Genomic DNA, 22,972 nt, shown 5'->3' with positions numbered 1-22,972 from the left:
GGTTATGATGGCTCGATCACGCTCACGCCGGCGCAGCTCGCGATGCTGATCGAAGGCATCGACTGGCGCGCGCCAGAGCGCATCTGGAAACCGGCGATTGCAGGATGATCGACAAAAACTGGTGATGAACTGAGCTACGATTCTTCTACGAATCAGCATGTTCGAGTACCATCGGACATGCAGCTCGATCTCACCAATCTCCCATCCGATCCTGAGCTTCTGCAGCGCCTGGTGCGTGACATCGCGGCAGCCATCGATCACCGCGACACCGAGATCGATCGTCTCAAGTCCATCATCAAACAGCTGCAGCGAATGCAGTTCGGCCGCAGCTCCGAGCGCATCGACCCCGACCAGCTTGCACTCGGTCTGGAGGATCTCGACAGCGACGTTGGCCGCGTCGAGGCAGCGCAGCCGAAGTTCACACCGGAAGCCAACTCTTCGCCGCGACGCCGTCCGCTGCCCGATCATCTGCCACGCGAGGACGTTCTGCTCGACGTGCAAGACCGGGTTTGTGGCTGCTGTGGTGGAGCTCTCCATCTGATCGGCGAGAGCGTCAGCGAGATGCTGGATTGGGTACCGGCGCAGCTTCGCGTCGTGCGCACAACCAGACCCAAATACGCCTGCCGAGCCTGCAACAAGGTCGTGCAAGCCGGCGCGCCGGAGCGGTTGATCGCTGGCGGTCTGGCGACGCCGGCGTTGCTCGCGCAGGTGTTGATTAGCAAGTACTGCGATCACCTTCCGCTCTATCGGCAGTCGCAGATCTTCGACCGTCATGGCGCCGATCTCTGCCGCTCGACGCTTGCAGGCTGGGTTGGCGGCGCATGCTGGTGGCTCGAAGCCTTGCACGAACGGTTGTGCAAGAACGTGTTCGCCTCCAACCATCTCTTTGCCGATGACACGCCGATCCCGGTACTCGATCCTGGCCGTGGGCGAACCAAGACGGGACGGCTCTGGGTGTACGCGCGCGAGCAACGGCCGTGGAGCGGACCCGAACCTCCGGCGGCCATCTACCTGTTCGCACCCGACCGCAAGGCCGAGCGACCGGTCGCACATCTTGCCGCCTTCAAGGGCATCCTGCATGTCGACGGATATGCCGGCTTCGAGCAATTGGCCGACAAGGAGGGCATCACGCTCGCGGCGTGTTGGAGCCATTCGCGACGCAAGTTCTACGATGTGGCCGAAGCCACCGCGTCTCCCGTGGCAACAGAAGCCCTGCGCCGGATCGGCGAGCTCTATGCGATCGAGGCGCGCATCCGCGGCCAATCGCCTGACTACCGTCTTGCCGAACGCAGGACCTTCTCCAAACCGATCGTCGACGCGCTGAACGTCTGGCTCGATGCGCAGCTCCGCCTGGTCTCCGGCCGCAGCACGCTCGCTGAAGCGATCCGCTATGCGCTCTCGCGCTGGCACGGCCTGACTCGCTTCCTGAACGATGGCCGCGTCGAGCTCGACACCAATCCGGTCGAGCGCGCCATCCGCCCCGTCACCCTCGGCCGCAAGAACCACCTGTTCGCCGGTAGCGATGGTGGCGGCCAACGATGGGCAGTGGTCAGCTCGCTGATCACGACGTGCAAGCTGAACGACGTCGAGCCCTATGCTTACATCTCCGCGAGTCGGCCCAGGGATGGATCGTCGAGGCCGCGTCGAAGAAGCGCAACCGAAGGTCACACCGGAAGCCAACTCTTCGCCGCGACGCCGTCCGCTGCCCGATCATCTGCCACGCGAAGACGTTCTGCTCGACGTGCAATCATGCGAGCGGACATGACGGCGGCGTACTTGGACTACGGTGACACGAAAGAGCTCGCACGTGCTGTGCTCCGAGGAGAAGCCCCTCGTCCGACGGGCTACCACGGCACTGGAAGAGCTCGCGAGCCAATCTGGTCAAAGACAGCTATTGACAATTTCATCAAGCCGGATTCCGATTCGCCTAGTCGAGAAGACTTGGCATCCCTTGTATGAAACCACCTCGCACCACGTTGAAGTTGCCGCGCTATTGCCGGCGCAAGCCGTTGAAGAATGGGCGATGGGCTTACTTTTTCGAGCCACCGACCTGGTCGCGCAAGCAGGGCTGCGAGATCAAAGCTGAGGCATTAGGCGAGGATTACACGGCTGCAGTAGAGCGAGCCGAAACGGTCTTGCTTCCAGCATTCGACAGCTGGCGCTCGCGAGGACTGACCGACCTTGGTCCGCCTTCGCTTGTCCCAGGGACGTTTGATTGGCTGGTGAGCATCTTCAAGTCGCACCAGAAATGGAAAGAGATCGATCACAAGACCCAACGACTTTATGATCAAGGCTTGTCGCTCTTCGCCAACCATATGCTCAAGGATGGGACTCGAGCGGGCTCAAAGCAGATCGGTCAATTCACGAAGGGCTTCGTGGACGCTGTCTATGCAAAGCTGCTCGTTGTTGAAGAAAGAGACAAGGACGGCAATATCATTCATCGCGAACGTCGGCGTTTTGCGAACGCCGCCATGGTCGCTTGTCGGCGAGCCTGGTTCGTTGGCCACCGCGCCAGGGAGAAGGACGTCCCAGCCATCAACCCGTTCTCTCGCATGGGCCTGAAAGCTCGTGCGCCAAACCAAGCAGCACGAGAGACGCCAACCGCCACATGGGAAGAACTCGTCGCCTTTCGTCGAAAGGCGAACGAGATGGGTTATCGTTCGGTTGCGACCGCCGCTCTTCTCAGCTGGGAATGGCTGCAACGCGAGGAGCACGTCTTCGGCGCGTTCGAGATTTCCCACTACCGGCCAAAGGAGCGTCCGAACAGTGTCAAGGTCGTCCACCCCAAGAATGGGGAGGAGGCTTGGTGGCCTCTGTTCGACGACGCAGGCGAGACGCTGTTCCCCGAGTTGATGGCCGAGCTCGATGAGATCAAATCGAGAATGGCGGCGGGCCTGATGTTTCGGCGCGATCACCAAAGTCGCCGAGGGAGCGCGCTCGTGCCCTGGATCACCCAGCGGCGAGATCTGCGGTATCTGCGGGCCGTGGTCAAAAAGATCATCAGAGCCGCGTCTCTGCGAAGCGAATTGTCCTTCACTTCATTCCGCCACGGCGGCTTCACGGAAGGGGCAGACAGCGACCTGACAGACGCTGAGTTGCGTGCCGCAGGCCGACACAGGTCGAGTCGACAACTGCCAACCTATGCGAAGCGGACCCGCAAACAGTTGATCTCGGGGTCAAAAAAGCGCCGGGAGGAGCGAACAAAAGCAGCCGGTTTGTCGGAATAGCCGCTGACCGCTTGTCGGAATGACTTGGCCGACTCTATCATAAGTCCTTGAAAGGCTTGGTGGGCGCACTAGGGCTCGAACCTAGGACCCGCTGATTAAGAGACACGCTATCGCGATTGATTTCTCAAGAGATTTTTTCCAACTGCGCCAGTTTCCGGCCATTGCAGATCAATAGCTTACGGGAAGAATTCCAACTGCGAGTGCGGCTAGAGGTCCAGAACGAGCGTGCGCGTCCTGGAGCCTGAGCAGCAGATCATGATCGCCTTGTTGGAGGCCTGCTCTTCCTCGCTCAGATATTGGTCGCGATGGTCCGGTATTCCTTCCAGCACCCGCGTCTCGCAGGTGCCACAGACACCCTCGCGGCAGGCGTAGTTGGGTGCAAGGCCGGCTTCGAGGAGCGAATCCAGAATGGTTTTACCCGCTTCCACTGCGATGGTGCGATTGCTTCTGGCCAATCTGACCTCGAAGCCACCCTCGAGCACCGGGGTCTCCCTGGCCTGGAAATACTCGACGTGGACGCTATTTTGGGGACGGTCGGCAGCGGCGGCCTCGAACGCCTTCAGCATCGGCGCGGGGCCACAGCAGTACAGATGAGCTTGCGCGGGGACTCGTTCGACGATCGACGCTAGGTCGAACATCCGCCCCGATCGCTCGTCGTCGACGTCGACATGCAGATTGAGATGGACGTTGGGCCGCAAGCTGCCGATTTCATCGAGAAACGCCGCGGCAGCACGCGTCCTCGCGGCATAGAACAGGTCCCAGCGGCGTCCCAGACATTCGAGCCGGCGGACCATCGACAGCAACGGCGTGATGCCGATGCCCCCGGCGATCAGGACCGATGAATCCGCATCTTCGTGGAGCGGAAAATTGTTCTTGGGAACCGAAACCGTCAAAACGTCTCCGACCCTGACATGATCGTGGAGGAAGCTCGACCCGCCCCTGCTCGCGGCGTCCTTGTTGACCGCGATCACGTAACGATGCCGCTCGCGCTGGTCGTTCAACAGCGAATAGCTCCGGATCATCTTGTCCGGCAGGTGCAGATCGATGTGACTGCCGGCCGTGAACGGATCGAGCTCGCCGCCGTCCGGCGGCACCAGCTCGTAGGAATTGATGCGTTCGGCCTCGTAGGTGATCCGCTTGACGCGAACCGGGATGACACGCTCGGTCATGGCGTCATCCTCCGCCAGTTGAGAGGACGTCCTACTCACATCTCGTATCCGAAATCGGCGCCGAGCCTGGCCTGCATGAACGGCGCGCCGACGTCGACCCAGGAATCCTCCGGAGGAAGTCGCAAGGACACGGCTCGCACCATGAACACGTCGGGGTCAGCCACGCCCTTTGGCTTGGTGCCATGATCGCGATAGGCGCCCAACGCTTCGAGGATGAAGCGGCGCGTCATCGCGATGCCGGTATCGCTCGAGCAAAGATTTTCTTTTGTCCGGTCGAAGATCGGTGAAACGCCGCTCTGGCAGGCACCGTCCTGCACCCACAGCCCGGGCAAGCCCGAGAACCAGGTCGAGCGCTGGGACTCGTAGTCGAATTGGAAGCCGTTCTGCGGATTGTACCTGGTCCAGTATCCGGCATAGGGGACCGTCACGGGATGCTGAACGAGCGCGTTGCGACTGGCGTGTCCGCTTTCGCGGCCATTGTGCCCTTCCGTGAAGATCTGCCGTGTCTTGGGGCGGAGCGGCTCGGAAGGATGGTATGAGAACATGATGCAGAGCGTGTTCTCGTCGTCGATCGGCACCCAGGCATGCCCGCTGAGATCCGGGAACGGAGACAGCGGCGGGACAAGCGTGTAGAACGGGAGCATGAACTGGTTCACGCGCCAGTAGAGCGTGTTGGCGTCGTAGTTGCGACGCGCAGCGATGCTCATCCCGAAATCCTGCTTGATGCATTCGAAGGTTGGGCGAAGGTCCCGCTTCTGGATCCACGCACTCGTCGTGCCTTGGGCGTCCAGGCGGCCATGGAGCAACGGCGCGTGCGCCGAATCGATCTCGCCTTCCACGGCCTGCAGCCAGTTGCACTCCTGGACGCGCAGGCTGACATGCACCTGCTCCTGCGGCAGGAGGTTCCATTCCACGTTCGGAAGCGGCGGCGGATCGGCCTGGTCGGGGCCCATATAGGTCCAGATCATGCCGTTGCGCTCGCGGCATTGGTACGCCTTGATGCGCACCCGCTCCTTGAGACGGCTACGCACCGGCTCTGCCGGCATGTCCGTGACGGCCCCCGTCACGTCGAACTTCCAGCCGTGATAGACGCATCGCAGCCCGCAATCCTCGTTGCGGCCGAAGATCAGGGGAGCGCCCCGATGCGGGCAGGCCTGGTCGACAAGGCCCACGCGCCCCTCGGAATCCCTGAAAGCGACCAGATCCTCGCCGAGCAACCGGATCCGCCGCGGCTGGCCGTCCTGCGTCAGATCGGCCGAAGGCAGAAACGGAATCCAGTAGAGACGGAAGAGTTCGCCAAGCGGCGTGCCCTTTCCGACTCTCACCAGCCGCTCATTGTCTTCTTGTGAGAGCATGACAGTTCTCCATTCGAATCGATGGCATCAGGTCGCCGTTATGGGTTTGCCGCGGTGAGCAACGGAGTCACGCGCTCCAACAGGCCAAGATCGTGTACGGTCCAGAGTGGATCGCATGTCGCGAGCGGTTGGCGCGGTATCGGAGGTTGCTGGCCCTGCTCGACCAGGCTGACGATGATTTCGATCCGTCGCCGTTCGAGATCCCGGAGCGCATGTTCGACCACCGCGCCTTCCGCCGCGCAGCCCGGAAGTTCCGGGTAAGCGAGGCGGATCAGCCATTGTCCGGGCTCCCTCTCCACGGCTTCCGCTTCGAGGAGATAAGGGATCGCCAGCAATTCGCGCAGATGCAAAGTGACCTCCCTGGTTTGCGGCCACGCGCCTTTCAATTGATACGTATACGTACTAAATATCCGATCTCTCTGCAATGGTGTGAATTTCAAAACCTGCGCTGCATTGCGGCAGGGTTGAGCTCATTGGAACAAGCTGTTAACCGCTGGATCACGGCCGGGTGCCATAGCGAGATCGAAACCGGATGAGCGTAGGCAAACGCATGGAAAAGGATTCGGCGGGGGAGCTTGCGCGCACCTGGCAATTGGAAGGCGGCATCGGCTTTCTGTTGCGGCTGCTTGAGGCCCGGTATGACGGTCTTTATCAGAGCCTGACCCGGCAGAGCGACATCACGCCGCGGCAGTTCGGCGTGCTCATGGCGCTCTATCAACAGGGGCCGATGACGGCGTCGGTTCTCGCCGACCGCATCAGTTGCGACCGGAATACCCTCAGCGAGATGCTCAAGCGCATGGCCGGGCGGCGGCTGGTCTCGAAGAAGACCAATCCGGAAGATCGCCGTTCTATTCAGATCCAGATTACCGCCAAGGGTGAGGAAGCTTTGCTTGCGGTCGTCCCGGCGGCGGCCGAGCTGCAGGACATCGTGCTTGCGCCTCTGAGCAAGAAAGACCGCGCACACTTCCTGAAATGCATGCTGGCCATTGCCAAAGTTCAGGCGCCTGCCTGTTCGTCGACGTCGGATGATTGAGTTTTGCACGCATACACCGCGTGCGTCAGGCTACAGCGACGCGTTCGCGAGGAGGCCCGCCTGCGATGATCGGCAAACCGGTCTGCTCACGTAACAAGGATGACTCACCACCCGCTGCTCCGGCTTTGAGCATGACGTTTATGCGTGGTTGGGTGCATGCCGGATCCGGGCCGACATCGAGCATCGCCGGACGTCCGCTCGACAGGGCGCGCCGTACGGCCTGCCCGTCGTCCGCAGCGCGTGTGATGGTCTCGCGCTCCAGCAGGTGTCAACGGTGGCCGTGCCGCTGCGAGTGATCAGGAGAAGCACCGCAGGTGAGCCTTTTCCGGGCAATGCGTGCGCATTCGGAAAACTTTGGAGAGCGCAGAGCCGCCGACGTTCCGGCTTTGGCTCCCGGTCTGCAGGCTGCAAGTTGGCAATATAATGCACGTTATGTGAGCTTGGCGCCTAACCAGCGGCCCACCTCCTCCTAGACAATGCATCATTGTGCAGCTATTATGGTCCAACCATTGATTCAATGCGTAGGGAGCGTCTATGGCGGCCATCACCCGAAAGCTTGCGAACGGAAAGGATTTCATCGATTTCCAGACGGAGCCGTCCCGGTACCGCCATTGGAAGCTTTCGGTGGACGGCGAAGTCGCGACGCTTGCGATGGATGTCGATGAGAATGCGGGCCTCTACGAGGGCTATCAACTCAAGCTGAACTCCTATGATCTCGGGGTCGATATCGAGTTGGCCGACGCTCTGACACGGCTGCGGTTCGAGCATCCCAATGTCAGGGTCGTGCTGCTTCGCTCGGCCAAGGACCGGGTTTTCTGCGCCGGCGCAAACATCCGGATGCTGGCCGGCTCGGAGCACGCGCACAAGGTCAATTTCTGCAAGTTCACGAACGAGACCCGCAACGCAATGGAGGATGCGAGCGAGCACTCGGGCCAGCGCTTCATCACCGTCATCAATGGCACGGCGGCAGGGGGCGGCTACGAGCTCGCACTGGCGACCGACCGCATCATTATGGTCGACGACGGCTCGACCGCGGTGTCGCTGCCGGAGGTGCCGCTGCTGGCGGTATTGCCGGGCACCGGCGGGCTCACCCGTGTCATCGACAAGCGCATGGTTCGCCGCGACCACGCAGATGTCTTTTGCACCATCGAAGAAGGCATCAAGGGCCGCCGCGCGGTACAATGGCGACTCATCGATGAGCTTGTCTCGCCGTCGAAGCTCGAAGAACGCGTGCAAGCGGCGGCCATGGAGCTCGCCGCGCAATCGCCCCGGCCAAACCCCACTCAGGGCGGCGTGAAGCTGGTCGCGCTGGAGCGTAAGTTTCGCGCCGACGGCATCGACTACGGTCACATCAAGCTCGACATCGACGCTGCCCAGCGAATCGCGACCATCACGATCCGCGCGCCCGACGGGACGCCGCCGTCCGCGGCCGAGGAGACGGTCGAGCTCGGCGCGCGCTTCTGGCCAATGCAGATCGCGCGCGAGCTGGATGATGCGATCCTGCACTTGCGCAACAACGCCTATGAGGTCGGCACGATCATCTTTAAGACGGAAGGTGATCCCGCCGCGGTCCGCGCGTATGACGCCCTTCTCAACGCATACCACGAGCATTGGTACGCTCACGAGATACGCCACTACTGGAAGCGCGTGCTCAAGCGGATCGATCTGACCTCGCGCACGTTGGTCACGCTGATCGAGCCTGGATCCTGCTTCGTCGGCACGCTGGCCGAACTGGTCTTCGCGGCTGATCGCTCATACATGCTGGCGGGCCGGGTTCAAGGCAACAACCGGACGTCCGCCAAGGTAGAGCTCACCGCCGCGAATTTCGGCTGCTATCCGATGTCGCACGGTCTGACACGCCTGCAATCGCGCTTCCTCTCCGAGCCGGGCAAGATCTGCGAACTCAAGCAGAAGTCCGGCTGCCCAATCGAGGCAGACGAGGCTGAAGCACTCGGGCTCGTAACCTTTGCGCTCGACGACATCGACTGGAGCGACGAACTGCGCGTGTTCCGGGAAGAACGCGCGAGCTTTTCGCCGGACGCGCTCACCGGGCTGGAAGCGAACCTGCGCTTTGCCGGTCCAGAGACGATGGAATCGAAGATCTTCGCTCGCCTGACCGCTTGGCAGAACTGGATCTTCCAACGCCCCAACGCGGTCGGCGAAGACGGTGCACTTGCGCGTTACGGCACCGGGATCCGGCCGGCCTTCAGCATGCAGCGCGTCTGACCCGCCCGCTTTCATCAACCAAAAAGGAGACGTTCGTGCTCGAAAACCTCAACGTGGACTATTCCACCCGTATTCCCAACAACGTCGGACTTGTCGAGGACAGGACTGTGCTGCGCGCCCTCGAAGGCTGGCATCCTGGCTATATCGATTGGTGGAAAGATATGGGTCCGACCGGCTTCCAGGAGTCGCTGGTCTATCTCCGGACCGCGATCTCGGTCGACCCGAAAGGCTGGGCCAAGTTCGACTATGTAAAAATGCCGGAATATCGTTGGGGCATCCTGCTCGCGCCGAAGGAGGAGGGGCGGCAGGTCAACTTCGGCCAGCATAAGGGGGAATCGGCCTGGCAGGAGGTGCCTGGGGAATACCGAGCGATGCTGCGGCGCCTCATCGTGATTCAGGGTGACACCGAGCCGGCTTCCGTCGAGCAGCAGCGTCACCTGGGCGCAACCGCTCCCTCGCTCTACGACATGCGCAATCTGTTTCAAGTCAACGTCGAAGAGGGCCGACACCTCTGGGCGATGGTCTACCTTCTGCACAAATATTTCGGCCGCGACGGGCGCGAGGAGGCCGATGAGTTGCTGCGCCGCCGCTCCGGCGACGACAACAGTCCGCGCATGCTGGGTGCATTCAATGAGACAACACCCGACTGGCTGTCGTTCTTCATGTTCACCTTCTTCACTGATCGTGACGGCAAGATGCAGCTCGAAAGCCTCGCGCAATCCGGCTTCGATCCGCTGTCCCGCACCTGCCGCTTCATGCTCACGGAAGAGGCCCATCACATGTTCGTCGGCGAGACAGGTGTCGGCCGCACGATCCAGCGCACCTGCGAAGCCATGAAGAGTGCCGGCATCCAAGATCCCCATGACATCACCAAGATTCGGAGGCTCGGCGTCATCGACCTGCCCACGATCCAGAAGAAGCTCAACCTGCACTACTCGCTTACGCTGGATCTGTTCGGCGCCGAGATATCGACTAATTCGGCCAATTTCTACAATGCCGGGCTGAAGGGCCGCTTCCAGGAGACGAGGATTGACGACGATCACCAGCTCACGAACGCAACCTACCCGGTGCTGAAGCTGGTCGACGGGCGGATCTCCAACGTGGACGAGGCCGCGCTCACCGCGCTCAACATGCGGCTGCGTGACGACTACAGCCGGGATTGCGCCGGCGGCGTCGGGCGCTGGAACAAGATCATGGAGAAGGAAGGCATCAAGTTCCGTCTCGAACTGCCGCACGTGGCATTCCATCGCAAGATCGGCGAGTTCCGCGACGTCCATGTCTCGCCCAGAGGGGTGATCATGTCGGACGCAGATTGGGCGAAGGCACACAAGGAGTATCTGCCCTCGGACTCAGACGGCGCGTTCATCGCGTCGCTGATGGAGCCTGCCTTTGAGCCAGGCCAGTTCGCAAGCTGGATCGCGCCGCCGAAGGTTGGCATCGACAACAAGCCGGGCGACTTCGAATACGTCCAGATCGCCGCTTGATCCGTTCAACCCGGCCGTCCCGCGCCATGCGGACGGTCCTATTTCCTGCTCGGGCCACCATGAATGCGCCGCTCAAACAGCATTTGATCGATCCGGAAATCTGCATTCGCTGCAACACCTGCGAAGAGACCTGTCCGGAAGACGCGATCACTCATGACAACAACAACTACGTGGTTGATGCGACGAAGTGCAATTTGTGCATGGATTGCATCCAGCCGTGTCCGACCGGCTCGATCGACAATTGGCGCATCGTCAGGTCGCCCTACTCGCTCGATGAGCAATATTCATGGGGCGAGCTGCCGAAGCAAGGGGAGCTGACCGGCGGCGACGACGGCGAGGCAATCGACTCCGAGGTGTTGGCCCTGCTCGACCAGGCCCATACTGGCGTTGGCGGCAAGTCCGTCCCTCCCGCAAGCGCAGCCAAGCCCGCGGTCAATCTTTACCAGAGGAACCACGCTGCTGTTGCGACCGTCACGGGCAATTTTCGCCTTACGCACCAGGATTCCGATGTCGACGTCCATCACGTGATCCTCGACTTCGGCGAGGTGGCGTTTCCGGTTCTGGAAGGTCAATCGATCGGTATCGTGCCTCCAGGCGTGGATGAAGAAGGCAAGCCACATCGCGTGCGGCTCTATTCCATCGCGAGCCCGCGGCACGGCGAGCGGCCGAACACCAACAATCTCGCGCTGACCGTCAAGCGCGAGCCGAATGGGCTCTGCTCGAATTACATCAGCGATCTCAAGAAGGGCGATCAGGTCAACGTGACTGGACCGTTCGGCGCAACCTTCCTCATGCCGAACGATCCCTCCGCCAACATCATCATGATCTGCACCGGCACCGGCTCGGCCCCGTTTCGCGGCTTCACGGAGTGGCGGCGCCGATCCATGCCCAGCGCTCCTGGCCGCATGCTGCTGTTCTTCGGAGCGCGGCGGCCGCAGGACCTGCCGTATTTCGGCCCATTGCAGAACGTGCCGGAGAGCCTGCTAGGCAAGCGCTTCGCATATTCGCGAATTCCGAGTGAAGAGAAGGTCTATGTGCAGGATCTCATCCGGCAGGAAGGAGCGTCTCTGGTAGCCCTGCTCTGCTCAACCGCGACCCATATCTATGTCTGCGGTCTCAAGGGCATGGAACAGGGCGTCGATGCCGCGCTCGACGACATCTGCCGCACCGCCAATCTGCGCTGGCGCGAGTTGCGCGACGCGATGCGTACCGAGGGGCGTTATCACGTCGAGACCTATTAGTTGGCCTGCTCTGTTCGAGCAGCAAGGAGCAATGATGACTGAAAATCTCCAGAGTTACCTCGGCGGACGTTGGCGGAGCGGCAGCCAAGGCGGAGCGTCACTGTACGATCCGATCCGGGGTACCGAGCTTGCGCGGGTCGGCAATACTGGACTTGACGTCGCTGACGGCTTTCAATTTGCCCGCGACACCGGTGCCGCCGCACTGCGCAGCCTCACCTATCGCGAACGCGGCGGATTGCTCGAAGGCATCGTCAATACGCTTCAGCGCAATCGAGACGCATATTACGAGATCGCACAAGCCAACAGCGGCACGGTAAGAAGCGATTCGGCAATTGACATCGATGGAGCGATCTACACGGTCTCGACCTATGCGAAGCTGGCAGCATCCCTCGGTGATGAAAGATTTCTGCTTGATGGGGACGCTGCCTCGCTCGCCAAAGATGCGACCTTCCAGAGCCGTCACATCCTCGTGCCAACACGGGGACTCGCTCTCCTCATCAATGCGTTCAACTTTCCGGCCTGGGGTATGTGGGAGAAGGCTGCTCCCGCCCTTCTCTCAGGCGTCCCCGTCGTCGTGAAGCCGGCCACCGCGACGGCATGGCTCGCACAGGTGATGGTGAAGGACGTCGTTGAAGCCAATATCCTCCCGCCGGGAGCGCTCTCGATCATTTGCGGTGGATCTACAGGGCTCCTGGACGCAGTCGATCCGTTCGATATCGTCTCTTTCACGGGATCGGCGGAGACTGCGTCTGTCATTCGCTTGCATCCGGCAATCTCAGAGCGGTCGGTCCGGATCAACGTCGAGGCGGACAGCGTCAATTCCGCCGTCCTCGCCGAAGGAGGCGCATGCGGAGATGCCGCATTCGATCTTCTGGTCAAGGAGGTCGTTCGGGAGATGACCCAGAAGTCGGGACAGAAATGCACGGCGATTCGTCGCATTTTTGTGCCAGAGCGGCAATATAAGCCCGCGGCTGACGCCATTTCGCAACGATTGAGCAAGATTACTGTTGGCAATCCCCGCAACGCTTCGGTACGGATGGGCGCGCTTGTCAGCCGAACCCAACTTGCTGCTGTGCGGCACGGGCTTGATCGTTTGCGCCAGGAAGCCAAGGTGCTGTACGACGGGGAGACTCACGAGCTGATCGATGTCGATCCGGCCGTGGCATGCTGCGTCGGCCCGACCTTGCTAGGCTCAGGCGATGCGGACGCGGCCAATCTCGTGCATGAGCTCGAGGTGTTCGGACCGGTGGCGACCTTGATACCTTACCGAGACGAGGCTCACGCCTTGAGCCTCGTGCGGAGAGGGCAAGGCTCCCTGGTCGTTTCTTTGTATGGCTCCGACGTGACCAGACTGTCGTGTCTTGCGACCGAGCTCGCAGACAGCCACGGCCGTGTTCACGTCGTCAGTCCGGACGTCGCCGAGGCTCACACAGGCCACGGAAACGTCATGCCTCAATCCCTGCATGGCGGCCCAGGGCGCGCTGGAGGCGGCGAAGAGCTCGGCGGCGCGCGTGCGCTCAACTTCTACCACAGGCGCTCCGCAATACAGGGCTCCAAAGCAGTGGTTGCCACCCTGAGCCGCTGAGCCGCAGATCACTTTCGGAGCGACCATTGCCGTGCCGGCTGCTCAGATTGCGGTGGCTGCGCCTCTCCGCGCTGATGTGTACGCTCGGCTTAGGATATTGACGTGCCCCCGCGACAATCGCCGGCATGGGTCTGGCGCCGTTTGTGGTGACTCGGGTCTCCTGAGCTTCTTGCGGGCGGGGACGCGTCGCTACGGCACAACCTGCCGAGCCCCAAGCGTCCGCTCCACGGTCCGACTTGTCATAATGACGTCTGGTGGATATATTGGTCCAACCATTGAGTTTAACCTGAGGGAGAACCGCTATCGTGACCTTCACCGAGGAGCAGGTCGCCTTTCGCGACAGCGTGCAGAAAGTCGTTGCCAGGCATGTGGCCCCGATCGCGGCCGAGATCGACGAGACCGATCGCTTCCCCGAGGAGATCGTCAAGATTTTTGGTGAAATGGGGCTGATGCAGCTCTGGGTGCCCGAGCAGTATGGCGGTCCCAACGGCAATCTCACCATGATGTGCATCGCACGGGAGGAGATCGCGAAAGTCTCGCCGGCCTGCGCGTCGATTGCCGGCCTCAACACGATGTTCATCATGCCGTTGCTGCACTTCGGCTCAGAAGAGCAGCGCAAGCGATTCCTCCCCATCATTGCGGAGGGCGGCGTCGTCACGGCCATCGCCATTTCCGAGCCCCAGGCGGGATCGGACGTCTCCGCCCTCAATACGCGGGCTCGCAAGGACGGCGACAGCTACGTCATTAACGGCAGGAAACAGTGGTGTAGCTACGGCGTTGCCGCCGACTACATCGTGCTGATGGCGCGCACCAGCGACAGCCCCGGCTCGGACGGCATCAGCGCATTCATTCTCGAGCCGAAGAAAATGCCGGGCATCAGCTTCGGTCGCCATGAACGCAAGATGGGTTTCCGCGGGGCGCCAAATACGCCGATCTTCCTGGACAACGTCCGCGTACCCGTCGAAAACCTCGTCGGCGAGGAAGGCAAGGGCTTCAAGGCCTCGATGCGCGCGCTCGACCTCAATCGGCCGACGATCGGCGCCCAATGCGTCGGCCTTGCGCAAGGCGCATTCGAAGCGAGCCTCGCCTACGCCAAGGAACGAAAGCAGTTCAAGAAGAGCATCTCCGAATTCCAGGGCGTCCAGTTCATCCTGGCAGACATGGCCATGCAGATCGAGGCGGCGCGTGCGCTGGTCTACGAATGCGCCCGCGCCGGAGACGCCGGCGACTGGAAACGCCTCAACGTGCTCGCGAGCATGGCCAAGTGCTTCAGCAGCGACATGGCGATGAAGGTGACGACCGACGCGGTGCAGGTCTTCGGCGGCTATGGCTACACCATGGATTATCCGGTCGAACGGATGATGCGTGATGCCAAGCTGACCCAGATCTTCGAGGGAACGAACCAGATCCAGCGCCTCGTGATCGCGCGCGAACTGCTTCGATAGCCGCCAAATTAGGAAACGCAGACCTGGAGGAACACCCTTGAGCCGCGCATCGGTCCTGACATCGTGCTCTCTGATCGTAGTCACTCTCCTGTCGCTCTCTGCCGCGCATGCCCAGAAGACTTATGATCCGGGAGCCAGCGACACCGAGATCAAGCTCGGTCAATCGACGCCGCTCAGCGGCCCGGCCTCCGCGTTTGGCGCAGGGGCTGGACGGGCGGTGCTCGGCTATTTCGAGATGCTCAATGAGCGTGGCGGGATCAATGGACGCAAGATCAGCTTCACCCAACTCGACAACGCCTACAGTGCGCCGAAAGCCGTCGAGCAATCCCGAAAGTTGATCGAGGATATCGGCGTCCTTGCCGAGGTCGGTACGATCGGGACCGCGCCGAACGTCGCCATCCAGAAATATCTCAACTCCAAGAAGGTGCCGCAACTCTTCATCACGGCGGGCGGACGCCGCTTCAACGATCCGAATCAATTTCCCTGGACCGTTCCGCTCTATCCAGACTTCGAGACCGAAGGCCGCGTCATGGCCAAATACATCCTCACAGCGAAGCCGGAGGCAAAGATCGGCGTTCTCTACCAGAACGACGATTTCGGGAGGGACTATCTCAAGGGTCTGCGCGCGGGACTCGGCGCAAAGGCGTCTCTGATCGTTACCCAGGTGTCCTACGAAGTTTCCGACCCAACCATCGATTCCCAGGTCGTTCAGTTGAAATCCGCCGGCGTCGACACGCTGATCGAACAGTCGTCGGCCAAGGCCGCGGCGCAGTCGATCCGCAAGGTGCATGAACTGGACTGGCATCCGCTGCACATCATCGGTGGCTCGACAGCCTCAGTCGAGACCGTGCTGAAGCCGGCCGGCCTCGACGCCTCCCGCGGTCTGGTCACCACGCAATTTCTCAAGCAGCCGGGCGATCCGGCTTGGACAGACGACGATGAGGTCAAGGCCTATAAGAATTTCCTGAAGAAGTATGCGCCGTCCGTCAATCCCGACGATTACTCGGTGCTCGTCGCCTACATGAACGTCAACGCGCTAGAGGCCGTCCTGAAGGCATGCGGCGACCAGTTGACCCGGGAAAATCTGATCAGGCAGGCAACATCCCTGCACGGCGAACGGTTGCCGATGATGCTGCCGGGCATCACCATCGGCACCAAGCCCGGCGACTACACGCCGTTCAGGACTCTGCGCATCGCCGTTTTCGATGGGACCAGTTGGACCTTGTCCGGCGAGCCGATGACGGCGGATTAAAAGCCGGTGGGTCGCGTCTCGTGCGCGCCCCACCGCAAGTTTCGCCTTCGTCTTTCGGCCCCCCTGAATGCAGAGACGCCAAGGGAGCGACGAAGGCGTAAGGTCAAAGACTGATGTGGAAGCCGCCGTTGACTCCGATGTGCTGGCCTGTCGTGTACGAGGACGCATCGGAGAGCAGGAAGCATACGGTCCGCACCACTTCGTCCGGTGTTGCCCAGCGTGCAAGCGGGATCTGCCCCAAGATACCATCGCGGAATTTCTCGCCGCGCACGACCTCGGTCATCGGCGTTTCGACCACGCCAAAGCAGATCGAATTGGCCCGGATGTTGTATTTGCCCCACTCCCGGGCTGCGGTCATGGTCATGGCGAGCAGTCCGGCCTTGGCGGCGGCATAGTTGATCTGGCCCACCGATCCCTTTCGCCCCGCGTCAGACGAGACGTTGACGATGGCTCCTCCCGAGGCGTCGCCGTCCTTCGCGCGCTGCACCAGATGGCGTCCCACCGCCTGCAACCAGAGGAACGCGCCGGTGAGATGAACGTCGATGACCTCCTGCCATTGATGCATGCTCATCTTTTCGATCAGCGCGGGGCGAATGATGCCGGCATTGTTGACCAGTCCGTTCACCGAACCGAACCTGTCGACGGCATCTGCGACGGTGCTTGCCGCCAGCTCAGCGTCGGTGACGCTGCCGACGACCTTCATCACCCGCTCCGCAGGAAAGCCCGCCAAAGCCGGCCCTAGCGCCTCGCCGTTGAGATCGACGGCCACGACATTTGCCCCAAGTTCGATGGCCAAGTCTGTCGTTGCCTTGCCGATCCCCTGCGCGGCGCCGGTGACGACGATCGTCCGGCCTTGTAGCGACACCATGTTCTTCGTCATTCGCAGTTCCTTAGTCTCCGGTGAAGTCCATCATCTTGTACGTGCCGTCCGGCCGTATCAGGTCGTGGCCCAGCCATGGCTGAGGACCAGCGCGTCGCGCTCGACGACCCGCGCCTGAAATGCGATGCGGTCGTCGAGGCGCCAGCATTCGAGCCGGATCGTGTCCCCAGGAAAGACCGGCGCAGACATGCGCGCCCGGATCGTCTTCAGCCGTGCGGGATCTCCGTCGCAGAAGCTCTCCACCAGGCCGCGACAGGCAAATCCATAGCTCGCAAGCCCGTGCAGGATGGGCTTCTGGAAACCGGCCTTGCTGGCAACCGCGGGGTCTATATGCAGAGGGTTGAGGTCTCCCGACAGACGATAAAGTACCGCCTGGTCCGGGCGCGTAGGCAAGGTGACGACGCGGTCCGGCGTACGATCCGGGACGGGCGGCGGAGCGGCGGCGGGTTCATCGCCGCCGGAAACTTGTGAGAAGCCGCCATCGCCGCGCAGCAAGAGCACCTGCTCACTGACGGCCACCAATCGTTTGTCCGTTTCGTCCCACAGTTCCTTCTCGACGTACATGATGGCGCCCTTGCCCTCGCCCTTGTCGACGAGCCGCGCGACACGACTCTTGCCGACCAGAATTCCGCTCGAAGGAAGCGCAGCATGCATCTGCACGGATTGCTCGCCATGCACCATTTTCGCGAAATTGATTCCGAGCTCCGCATTGTCCCTCATCCAGGCACCCGGCGAGGCTAGAACGGTCGCCATGGTCGGAAGTGGCACGAGATCCTTCTCGTAGACGAGGCGCAGTTGCCGCTCGTCCAATGGGCCGCTCGCGGCACCGACACCGAGCGCGTAGAGAATGGTGTCTCTCGCCGTGTAGACGTGGCGGACCTCGCTGGAACGCCAAGCCCGCGTCTTTGCATAATCAACCATCGCTCCCCCGGGTCTGGTCCCCCGCCAAGAAACAGATACAGCCTTGGTCTTTGGTTGAACCAATGATATACAGCCCGCCGGTCGTGGTCAACGATGCCCTATGCAGATGAGCGGCCACGGGCTGACGCGAGCGCGAGAGACCTGATGAGTATTCGAAGAAAGGCCTGCATAGCAGGCGCCTATGAGCACCCGACCCGAAAAGCACCGGATAAGACGGTCGCCCAGTTGCACGCTGAATGTGCGCGCGGAGCCCTGGAAGATGCTGGCCTGCGCCTCGAGGATGTCGATGGCTATTTCTGCGCAGGCGACGCGCCAGGACTCGGCGCGAACAGCATGGCGGATTATCTGGGACTGCGGCCCCGCCATGTGGACAGCACCGACACCGGCGGGTCCGCCTATTTGATTCACGTCTCGCATGCCGCCCAGGCGATTGCCATGGGCAAGTGTAACGTGGCTCTGATCACGCTCGCGGGGCGGCCGCGAAGCGAGGGATCAAGCGGCGTAGCGCCACGACTCGTCGGCGCGGGAACACCCGACGTGCCCTGGGAGGCGCCTTATGCTCCCGTGACGGTCAACATGTATGCGCTGGCGGCGGCCCGGCACATGTACGAGTACGGCACGACCAGCGAACAGCTGGCATGGATCAAGGTCGCGGCCGCAACCCACGCGCAGTATAATCCGAATGCGATGTTGCGCGATCAGGTCTCGGTCGACGATGTCCTCGCCTCGCCGATGATTTCCGATCCCTTGCATCGCCTCGACTGCTGCGTCGTCAGTGACGGCGGTGGTGCCCTGGTCGTCGTCCGCCCGGAGATCGCGCGCTCGCTCAAGCGACCCGTCGTCAATATTCTCGGCGCTGGCGAAGCGATCAAGGGTCAGTTGAACGGGCAGGTCGACTTGACGTTTTCGGGAGCAGCATGGTCCGGTCCTCGCGCGTTCGAGGAAGCCGGTGTCAAGCCTTCCGACATCGACTATGCCTCGATCTACGACAGCTTCACCATCACCGTGCTGATGCAGATCGAAGATCTCGGGTTCTGTGAGAAAGGCAAGGGCGGAGCTTTCGTTGCGGATGGCAATCTGATTTCCGGAGTAGGCAAGCTGCCGTTCAACACCGACGGCGGCGGACTTTGCAACAACCATCCCGCCAATCGCGGGGGCATCACCAAGGTCATCGAGGCCGTCCGCCAACTGCGCGGCGAAACCCACGCCAAAGTGCAGGTCCCGGATTGCAACCTTGCCCTCGCCCAAGGCACAGGCGGCTTGCTCGGCTCGCGCCATGGCAGTGCCACCCTGATCATGGAGCGCGCGTGAGATGACGACGATGTATCAGGACCGCCCGCTCGGCCTAGCGGTGCACGACCCCGCAACCGCGCCATTCTTTGCCGCAACGGCAGTCGGGGCGTTCCGCGTGAAGGTCTGCGTTTCCTGCCGCAAGCCGCATTGGTATCCGCGGCCGCTTTGTCCCTATTGTCTCGGAGACACCGAATGGAGCGATGTCACCGGCAAGGGTGAGATCTATAGCGTCAGCGTCACCCGCCGTGCCGGCCCCACACCCTACGCGATCGCCTATGTGCGGCTCGACGAGGGCATCACGATGTTGAGCAATATCGTCGATTGCAATCTCGATTCGCTGCGCATCGGGCAACGTGTCCACGTCGTATTCAAGCCCGCGGAGGACGGGACGATGATCCCGATGTTCGCCCCGGAACAGGGCTGACGAACGGCCCAGGAGCAGCTTCATGGCGCTTGACCCAAAGCTTCGGCGAACGCTTTCGTTGCCCGCCGTTTGCGCACCGATGTTCCTTGTCAGCGGCCCTGATCTCGTCCGCGAGGCCTGCAAGGCGGGCGTGATTGGCGCCCTGCCACGCCAAAACGCCCGCTCGTTCGACGAATTCGCTGAGTGGCTGCGCACGATCTCCGCGGATTTGCGCGAACACGCCGCGCAGGCGCCGGGACCGGTCGGTCCGCTCGCCGTGAACCTGTCTGCAAAGACGCCGGAAGACCAGATCGGGAGTCACCTCGATCTGTGCGTCGAACAAAATGTCGACATCGTCATCACCGTCGGCGGCAATCCCAAGATCATCGTGCAACAGGCGCATGATCGTGGGATAAAGGTCTTCCACGACATCACCAGCATCCCGTTCGCCGAGCGCGCCATGGCCGCCGGCGTCGATGGCCTGATCTGCATCGGCGCTGGAGGCGGTGGCCACTCCGGCACGATCAGCCACCTCGCATTGGTCCGCAAGGTCCGCTCGATCTTCAACGGAACGATCGTCATGGCCGGCGCCATTTCCGACGGCGCCACCATACGCGCGGCAGAAGTGCTCGGTGCCGACCTAGCTTATCTCGGGACCAGGTTCATCGCTACGAAGGAGTCGCTGGCGCCCGACGAATACAAGCGCATGATCGTATCGCAGACGTCCGCAGACCTGATTTATACGGAGAAGGTTGCCGGCGTCGCCGCGAACTGGCTGGCCGCGTCGTTGCGCGCTGCGGGCCTCGATCCGGACGCCTTGCCCGACCCGATGGGCAAGGGCATGCGGCACGACCATCTGCCTGAGAGCGCAAAGCCCTGGAAGAACCTGTGGAGCGCAGGTCAAGGAATCGATTTGATCGACGAGATTCCGACCGTCGCGGATCTGATTGTGAAGCTGAAGCGGGAATATGCGGAAGCTTGCCAGATCCCCGCCATGGTCTGAGGTACCTTGCAGGACGATCTCCGGGCGGCCGCATCACCTCTTATGGTGATTTCCTCAAAGCCCGAGCACCTGCTTGGCGATGATGTCGCGCTGGATTTCCGAACTCCCGCCGAAGATCGTGTTGGCGCGGCCGTTGAGATGACGTGCCACCACGCTTAGCAATTCTTCTGGGATGATCGGCTCGTCATTGAGAGCATGGAGAGGACGGCGCCTTTCCTCCACCAGTGCATTTTGCCCGATCATTTCAACTCCCACGCGCGAGATGGCCTGGTGGATCTCGCTCGCACGCAGCTTGAGGACCGACGACACCGGTCCTGGATTTTCGCCTCTCTGCAAGGCTGACAACACCCGCAGCTCGAGGAACTCCAATGTCTGGACGTCGAGTTCGATGTCCGACAGTTTGGTCGCGATCTCCGGGTGCGATATCGCCTTGCAAGACAGGTCGGAGTTGGCCAGTTCCCGCACCTTCTCAAGCGCATGTCTCAGTTTCGGCGAGTTGATTCCGCCGCCCCGCTCGAATTCCAGCAGATACTTGCCGCACGTCCAGCCCCGTCCCTCCTCGCCGACGAGATTGGTCACCGGAACTTCCACACCGTCGAAGAACACCTGATTGACGTCATGGTCGCCGCTGATCATCGTGATCGGGCGAATCGTGATGCCGGGCGACGCCATGTCGATGAGCAGGAAGCTGATGCCGTCCTGTTGCCGCGGTTCATCGCTGGTTCGAACCAGCGCGAACATGCGGTTTGCGAAGTGCGCGTGCGTTGTCCAAATCTTGGTGCCGTTGACGATGTAATGATCGCCATGGCGAACGGCGCGTGTCGTCAGCGAGGCAAGGTCAGATCCCGAGCCAGGCTCCGAATAGCCCTGGCACCATCGATCTTCGCCGCTGAGGATGCGGGGCAGGTAGAACTTCTTTTGCTCCGGGGTCCCGAAGCGCATCAAGACGGGTCCGACCATCTTGATGCCCATGGGAGATAGCTGCGGCGCGCCTGCTGCGGCACACTCGGATTCGAAGATCCATCGCTGCCTCGCGGTCCAGCCGGGGCCGCCATGCTCCTTAGGCCAACCGGGTGCGACCCAGCCCCGCTCGTGCAAAGCCGTTTGCCATGGCGCGACGATGTCGGGATCGGAGAAGAAGGAGACATTGAGAGAACTGGCCCGCCGCAGTTCGGGCGAAAGACGGGCCGCGATGAATGCCCGCACCTCATCTCTGAAGCACAACTCATCGGGCTTGAGCAATATCGACATGACTGATCTCATTCAGATCGGGAGTTGCCAAACAGCTTGGCGTGACGCTGCAGATGGTAGTCCACGCTGCCAAAAAGCGCTTCGAACGCCAACAGCCGTTTGAAATAGAGTCCGAGGTCGAGCTCGTCCGTGACGCCCATCGCACCGTGAAGTTGCACCGCCTGCTCCGCGACACTCCGTGCGCAGCGGCCGATTTTGGCCTTGGCTCCGGATGCGGCGAGCGATCGCTGCGTCGGACCGGCATCGGCACCCACGAAAAGAGCCGCGCGCGACGCCATCGCTCGGGCTTCCTCGCATTGCACATACATGTCGGCCAGCCTGTGACGGATCACCTGGTTGGCCCCGAGCGGCCGACCGAATTGCTTGCGCACCTTCGTGTAGTCGAGCGTGGCGTCGAACATGCTTCGCATCATGCCGACGGCCTCGGCGCAGAGTGCGGCAATCGCCCGATCGACGACACCTTCGATCGCCGGCAGCGCATCCCCGCCCCCTCCAAGCCGCGCATCCGGCGGAAGCCGAGCCTGTTCGAATGTCAGCTCCGCGACGCGGCCCCCACCTAGCCGTGGTGCATCGCGCAGCCTCAGCCCCGCGGCATCCTTCGGCACCAGGAACAGAACAATTCCAGCCCCCTGCGCATCGGGCAAGCGCGCCGACACGATATGGGCGTCCGCAGACGCTGCGTCGAGCACGGCGATCTTGCGGCCGTGGAGCATCCAACCCTGCTTGTCGGTCTGCGCCACAGTGTGGACCTCGGAAAGGCCTGCCCTTGCATCCGACTCGTAGTGAGCGAACGATAGCAGACGCTCGCCGTTGATGATGGACGGCAGCAGGCTTGTCCGCTGCCCGTCCGTGCCGCATTCCGCAATCAGGGTCCCAGCCAGCAGCACCGTCGAGAGATAAGGCTCGGTCGCAAGCCCGCGGCCGAACTCCTCCATCAGGATCGCGACCTCGACGGGTCCTGCGCCAAAGCCGCCAACCTCCTCCGCAAACGGAAGCCCGAGCCAGCCCAGATCGGCGAACTTGCGCCAGTTCTCGCGCTTGAATCCCATAGGATCCTGCATCGCATAGCGACGTGCCGCCTGGTCGTACTGTTCAGCGATAAACCGCTCGGCGCTATGGCGCAGCATCTGCTGCGCTTCGCTCGGCGTCAGATCCATCCTTGAGCTCCATTCATGTCGCCCGCCAATCTCGGTTTCCGGGCGCG

The 22,972-nt window shown here is 61.9% G+C and carries 19 protein-coding genes and 1 pseudogene; 14 read left to right on the top strand and 6 right to left on the bottom strand.

Annotation, left to right across the window (positions count from 1 at the left end; all coding sequences use genetic code 11):
* Positions 1–177: 177 nt before the first annotated feature.
* The 3 genes and pseudogenes from tnpC to QX048_RS04960 all read left to right on the top strand — a co-directional run.
* A pseudogene (gene tnpC, locus QX048_RS04965) lies at positions 178–1,650 on the top strand (IS66 family transposase); the annotation flags it as partial.
* The gene (locus QX048_RS35210) at positions 1,595–1,765 is read left to right on the top strand and encodes a hypothetical protein (RefSeq protein ID WP_409998688.1); all 171 of its coding nucleotides are present in this window, start codon (positions 1,595–1,597) and stop codon (positions 1,763–1,765) included. The pseudogene tnpC and the gene QX048_RS35210, both read left to right, overlap by 56 nt.
* Before the next feature lie 190 nt (positions 1,766–1,955).
* Positions 1,956–3,227 (top strand): hypothetical protein, encoded by a 1,272-nt coding sequence (locus tag QX048_RS04960; RefSeq protein ID WP_172179754.1) that lies wholly within the window; start codon positions 1,956–1,958, stop codon positions 3,225–3,227.
* 206 nt (positions 3,228–3,433) lie between these two features.
* Here QX048_RS04960 and QX048_RS04955 read toward each other — a convergent pair whose 3' ends face one another.
* Positions 3,434–4,396 (bottom strand): PDR/VanB family oxidoreductase, encoded by a 963-nt coding sequence (locus QX048_RS04955; RefSeq protein WP_315754150.1) that lies wholly within the window; start codon positions 4,394–4,396, stop codon positions 3,434–3,436.
* A gap of 35 nt (positions 4,397–4,431) precedes the next feature.
* Complete coding sequence (locus tag QX048_RS04950) at positions 4,432–5,751, bottom strand: Rieske 2Fe-2S domain-containing protein (RefSeq protein ID WP_315754148.1); 1,320 nt, start codon at positions 5,749–5,751, stop codon at positions 4,432–4,434.
* A 146-nt stretch (positions 5,752–5,897) separates the two neighbouring features.
* Here QX048_RS04950 and QX048_RS04945 point away from each other — a divergent pair, with 146 nt between their 5' ends.
* From QX048_RS04945 to QX048_RS04910, 8 genes are all read left to right on the top strand, one after another.
* Positions 5,898–6,287: a hypothetical protein gene (locus QX048_RS04945; protein ID WP_315754146.1), complete on the top strand. Its 390-nt coding sequence runs from the start codon at positions 5,898–5,900 to the stop codon at positions 6,285–6,287.
* The gene (locus QX048_RS04940; RefSeq protein WP_284417426.1) at positions 6,284–6,784 is read left to right on the top strand and encodes a MarR family winged helix-turn-helix transcriptional regulator; all 501 of its coding nucleotides are present in this window, start codon (positions 6,284–6,286) and stop codon (positions 6,782–6,784) included. The genes QX048_RS04945 and QX048_RS04940 overlap by 4 nt, the downstream gene beginning before the upstream one ends.
* 534 nt (positions 6,785–7,318) lie before the next feature.
* On the top strand, positions 7,319–9,010 hold the full coding sequence (gene boxC / locus QX048_RS04935; RefSeq protein ID WP_315754144.1) for a 2,3-epoxybenzoyl-CoA dihydrolase: 1,692 nt from the start codon (positions 7,319–7,321) through the stop codon (positions 9,008–9,010).
* Between the two features lie 35 nt (positions 9,011–9,045).
* Positions 9,046–10,494 (top strand): benzoyl-CoA 2,3-epoxidase subunit BoxB, encoded by a 1,449-nt coding sequence (gene boxB / locus QX048_RS04930; protein ID WP_315754142.1) that lies wholly within the window; start codon positions 9,046–9,048, stop codon positions 10,492–10,494.
* Positions 10,495–10,553: 59 nt separating this feature from the next.
* Positions 10,554–11,735 carry a benzoyl-CoA 2,3-epoxidase subunit BoxA gene (gene boxA / locus QX048_RS04925; RefSeq protein WP_315754140.1) on the top strand — a complete coding sequence of 394 codons (1,182 nt, stop codon included), beginning with the start codon at positions 10,554–10,556 and terminating at the stop codon, positions 11,733–11,735.
* Between the two features lie 34 nt (positions 11,736–11,769).
* Positions 11,770–13,320, top strand: coding sequence for a 3,4-dehydroadipyl-CoA semialdehyde dehydrogenase (locus QX048_RS04920; protein ID WP_315754139.1), 1,551 nt, complete (start codon positions 11,770–11,772; stop codon positions 13,318–13,320).
* A gap of 305 nt (positions 13,321–13,625) precedes the next feature.
* A complete protein-coding gene (locus QX048_RS04915) occupies positions 13,626–14,765 on the top strand; it encodes an acyl-CoA dehydrogenase family protein (RefSeq protein WP_315754137.1) in 1,140 nt (379 codons plus the stop codon).
* A gap of 37 nt (positions 14,766–14,802) precedes the next feature.
* Positions 14,803–16,017, top strand: a complete 1,215-nt coding sequence (locus tag QX048_RS04910; protein ID WP_316168097.1) for an ABC transporter substrate-binding protein — start codon at positions 14,803–14,805, stop codon at positions 16,015–16,017.
* A gap of 103 nt (positions 16,018–16,120) precedes the next feature.
* On the opposite strand, the gene QX048_RS04905 is transcribed toward QX048_RS04910, so the two are convergent.
* Together QX048_RS04905 and QX048_RS04900 are read right to left on the bottom strand one after the other, a co-directional pair.
* Complete coding sequence (locus QX048_RS04905) at positions 16,121–16,897, bottom strand: SDR family NAD(P)-dependent oxidoreductase (protein ID WP_015665278.1); 777 nt, start codon at positions 16,895–16,897, stop codon at positions 16,121–16,123.
* A 57-nt stretch (positions 16,898–16,954) separates the two neighbouring features.
* Positions 16,955–17,818, bottom strand: a complete 864-nt coding sequence (locus QX048_RS04900) for a MaoC/PaaZ C-terminal domain-containing protein (protein ID WP_316171388.1) — start codon at positions 17,816–17,818, stop codon at positions 16,955–16,957.
* Between the two features lie 144 nt (positions 17,819–17,962).
* On the opposite strand from QX048_RS04900, the gene QX048_RS04895 reads away from it, so the two are divergent.
* From QX048_RS04895 to QX048_RS04885, 3 genes are read left to right on the top strand one after another with little or no spacing between them, the layout of a single operon-like run.
* A complete protein-coding gene (locus tag QX048_RS04895) occupies positions 17,963–19,129 on the top strand; it encodes a thiolase domain-containing protein (protein ID WP_042339184.1) in 1,167 nt (388 codons plus the stop codon).
* Between the two features lies 1 nt (position 19,130).
* Complete coding sequence (locus QX048_RS04890) at positions 19,131–19,535, top strand: Zn-ribbon domain-containing OB-fold protein (protein ID WP_015665275.1); 405 nt, start codon at positions 19,131–19,133, stop codon at positions 19,533–19,535.
* A gap of 22 nt (positions 19,536–19,557) precedes the next feature.
* Positions 19,558–20,517 (top strand): nitronate monooxygenase, encoded by a 960-nt coding sequence (locus QX048_RS04885; RefSeq protein ID WP_315754131.1) that lies wholly within the window; start codon positions 19,558–19,560, stop codon positions 20,515–20,517.
* 54 nt (positions 20,518–20,571) lie between these two features.
* Here QX048_RS04885 and QX048_RS04880 read toward each other — a convergent pair whose 3' ends face one another.
* Both QX048_RS04880 and QX048_RS04875 read right to left on the bottom strand, forming a co-directional pair.
* Positions 20,572–21,768 carry an acyl-CoA dehydrogenase family protein gene (locus QX048_RS04880; RefSeq protein WP_315828353.1) on the bottom strand — a complete coding sequence of 399 codons (1,197 nt, stop codon included), beginning with the start codon at positions 21,766–21,768 and terminating at the stop codon, positions 20,572–20,574.
* Positions 21,769–21,776: 8 nt separating this feature from the next.
* On the bottom strand, positions 21,777–22,925 hold the full coding sequence (locus QX048_RS04875) for an acyl-CoA dehydrogenase (protein ID WP_315754127.1): 1,149 nt from the start codon (positions 22,923–22,925) through the stop codon (positions 21,777–21,779).
* Positions 22,926–22,972 lie beyond the last annotated feature (47 nt).

Source organism: Bradyrhizobium sp. SZCCHNS30572, assembly GCF_032484415.1.
In the GTDB taxonomy this organism is placed as follows: Bacteria; Pseudomonadota; Alphaproteobacteria; order Rhizobiales; family Xanthobacteraceae; genus Bradyrhizobium.
This window is presented reverse-complemented; position numbering and strand designations above follow the sequence as displayed.

What these genes read in the sequence shown, in the direction of transcription:
- QX048_RS04920 (WP_315754139.1), top strand. Translation starts at nt 11,770, where the DNA reads ATGACTGAAAATCTCCAGAGTTACCTCGGCGGACGTTGGCGGAGCGGC.
- boxC (WP_315754144.1), top strand. Translation starts at nt 7,319, where the DNA reads ATGGCGGCCATCACCCGAAAGCTTGCGAACGGAAAGGATTTCATCGAT.
- QX048_RS04955 (WP_315754150.1), bottom strand. Translation starts at nt 4,396, where the DNA reads ATGACCGAGCGTGTCATCCCGGTTCGCGTCAAGCGGATCACCTACGAG.
- QX048_RS04900 (WP_316171388.1), bottom strand. Translation starts at nt 17,818, where the DNA reads ATGGTTGATTATGCAAAGACGCGGGCTTGGCGTTCCAGCGAGGTCCGC.
- QX048_RS04885 (WP_315754131.1), top strand. Translation starts at nt 19,558, where the DNA reads ATGGCGCTTGACCCAAAGCTTCGGCGAACGCTTTCGTTGCCCGCCGTT.
- boxA (WP_315754140.1), top strand. Translation starts at nt 10,554, where the DNA reads ATGAATGCGCCGCTCAAACAGCATTTGATCGATCCGGAAATCTGCATT.
- QX048_RS04880 (WP_315828353.1), bottom strand. Translation starts at nt 21,768, where the DNA reads ATGTCGATATTGCTCAAGCCCGATGAGTTGTGCTTCAGAGATGAGGTG.
- QX048_RS04960 (WP_172179754.1), top strand. Translation starts at nt 1,956, where the DNA reads ATGAAACCACCTCGCACCACGTTGAAGTTGCCGCGCTATTGCCGGCGC.
- QX048_RS04895 (WP_042339184.1), top strand. Translation starts at nt 17,963, where the DNA reads ATGAGTATTCGAAGAAAGGCCTGCATAGCAGGCGCCTATGAGCACCCG.
- QX048_RS04890 (WP_015665275.1), top strand. Translation starts at nt 19,131, where the DNA reads ATGACGACGATGTATCAGGACCGCCCGCTCGGCCTAGCGGTGCACGAC.
- QX048_RS35210 (WP_409998688.1), top strand. Translation starts at nt 1,595, where the DNA reads ATGCTTACATCTCCGCGAGTCGGCCCAGGGATGGATCGTCGAGGCCGC.
- QX048_RS04950 (WP_315754148.1), bottom strand. Translation starts at nt 5,751, where the DNA reads ATGCTCTCACAAGAAGACAATGAGCGGCTGGTGAGAGTCGGAAAGGGC.
- QX048_RS04875 (WP_315754127.1), bottom strand. Translation starts at nt 22,925, where the DNA reads ATGGATCTGACGCCGAGCGAAGCGCAGCAGATGCTGCGCCATAGCGCC.
- QX048_RS04905 (WP_015665278.1), bottom strand. Translation starts at nt 16,897, where the DNA reads ATGACGAAGAACATGGTGTCGCTACAAGGCCGGACGATCGTCGTCACC.
- QX048_RS04940 (WP_284417426.1), top strand. Translation starts at nt 6,284, where the DNA reads ATGAGCGTAGGCAAACGCATGGAAAAGGATTCGGCGGGGGAGCTTGCG.